We start from the raw sequence: 1,795 nt of genomic DNA, 5'->3' as shown, positions 1-1,795 counted from the left end.
GCAAAGCAATACTCATTGCTACAATATCTGCCAGCATGTGAGCCGAATCAGCTTTGAGAGTTAAACTGTGGCTAACAAAGCCGACAACCATTTCGAGTACAGCAAAGATTGTGATTAATACAATCACCCTCTTCAACCGCTGAACCTTACCCAGAGATACGCTGGTCTGGCACAAACAACCTAATCTGTTGCAATTGAGCATAGTTTAAATTACTTTGGTTAGTCAACTGGGAAAATAGTCTTGCCTCGGAAAATAGTTTCCTGCACCTTGATATCAATGATATCCATTGGCTCAACGTCCAGAGGATTGTCAGAAATACTCACAAAATATATTGTTTTTTAATAGAAATTTCCATGATTAAATTTTCTTTATATAGAGAAATTTTTTCCCTAATACAACATAAGTAAATCTGAGTAAAAACTTGTTATCACAAGTTTAATTAATGTCTATAACACTAATCTTATACTGTTGTCAAGCCAATGATAATTTTAAACAATGTGAGCCTTAAATACCATATAGCCAAACCTATTTTATTGTCAAAATTTAGTTTTCTTGAAAAATTTAATTTTAAGGAATTATATTTGAGATAGTACCAAAGTCTATCAACGCTTCTTGATGCAGTCGCTCATGGGGGAAACCCCCTTTGGCGGCGCTGCATCGCTTTACTATGCTTAACGTACCGCCGTTTAAGTGACCTCAACAAGTTGATAAGATCACAACTTTATTGATTAAATTTTCACAACTTTATTGTATTACACACATATTACAAACTAGGCGACTCAGTAGGTAAGACACCGTCATATGAACAACTAAGGGACTTGCGTGTAAAAAAAAATACCAATTCAAGTAGGGTGGGCAAAGTAATATTATCTAGAAGACTCATTTGAACCAAACTGTGTCTTGATGCAGTCGCTCATGGGGGAAACCCCCTTTGGCGGCGCTGCATCGCTTTTTGCCCACCCTACAAACTCCCAAATTAGTTTTTTAAGTTTTTTAAGGTTTTCATCCTATTTATACTTTTTGTATTATTACAAAAGGAAGGAGCCAGAAGCCAGCGCGAAGATTCGACAACTGGCGCTGGCTTCTGGCTCCTTCCCTTAGACTTCCTTCTAGAGAATTTTGAGGAAATGCCGGAAAAACTCCAAAATTTCCTCTGTCCCCCAGATTAACCAGATGGGGAGATGGGGAGATGGGGAGATGGGGAGATACCGAAAAGTAGGGCAAGAGCCAAGAGGCAAGAGTTAATAAAGTATAGCGCTGCATCACTGCTCCCTGTTCCGGTGATCCGCTGTTCCCTGATCCGAAGTTCCCTGTTCCCTATTCTCTATAAAAATGTATCTCACCTAATTTAAAACCGTTTATTCTAAGATACTGTGTGTTAGGCATTTTAATTCTTTACTAAAAATTAACAATATCTTCTAATTTTCTTTAACACTAATATCTTGACAGTTGTAAACTAGTATTAGCTATCGTTACAAAACAAAACTATTTCGGTGTCGCCATTGAGAGTAGTATTCCTCAAATTTAAAGTGCCTTTGTAAATCAAATAGGATGACCTATTATCTCCTTTATTGACGGAGACTTAGAGACTAGTTCGTTTTCCCTTTATTACACAGGTATGATTTACCATGTTTCGTTATTTTTATAGTCATAAACAACAGAATAAACCACAAAAAATGGTAATGTTATCTGTTTTATTTTTCCAGTAGTAAACAGGGGTGATTTGACTTGATTGGTTATCAAAAATTACTAAAAACTTACTAAATTTTAATTACTAATGAATGCATCTGTTTT

2 protein-coding genes are annotated in these 1,795 nt (G+C 36.2%); one reads left to right on the top strand and one right to left on the bottom strand.

Going from position 1 to position 1,795, the window contains the following annotated elements; translation table 11 throughout:
* A partial coding sequence (locus F6K53_RS39700; RefSeq protein WP_293085505.1) for a cation transporter occupies nt 1–202 on the bottom strand: 202 nt, incomplete at its 3' end.
* A 980-nt stretch (nt 203–1,182) separates the two neighbouring features.
* Here F6K53_RS39700 and F6K53_RS39695 point away from each other — a divergent pair.
* The gene (locus F6K53_RS39695; RefSeq protein WP_293085503.1) at nt 1,183–1,353 is read left to right on the top strand and encodes a hypothetical protein; all 171 of its coding nucleotides are present in this window, start codon (nt 1,183–1,185) and stop codon (nt 1,351–1,353) included.
* Nucleotides 1,354–1,795: the final 442 nt, after the last annotated feature.

It is taken from the genome of Moorena sp. SIO4A1 (assembly GCF_010672065.1).
GTDB lineage: Bacteria > Cyanobacteriota > Cyanobacteriia > Cyanobacteriales > Coleofasciculaceae > Moorena.
This window is presented reverse-complemented; position numbering and strand designations above follow the sequence as displayed.

What these genes read in the sequence shown, in the direction of transcription:
- F6K53_RS39695 (WP_293085503.1), top strand. Translation starts at nt 1,183, where the DNA reads ATGGGGAGATGGGGAGATGGGGAGATACCGAAAAGTAGGGCAAGAGCC.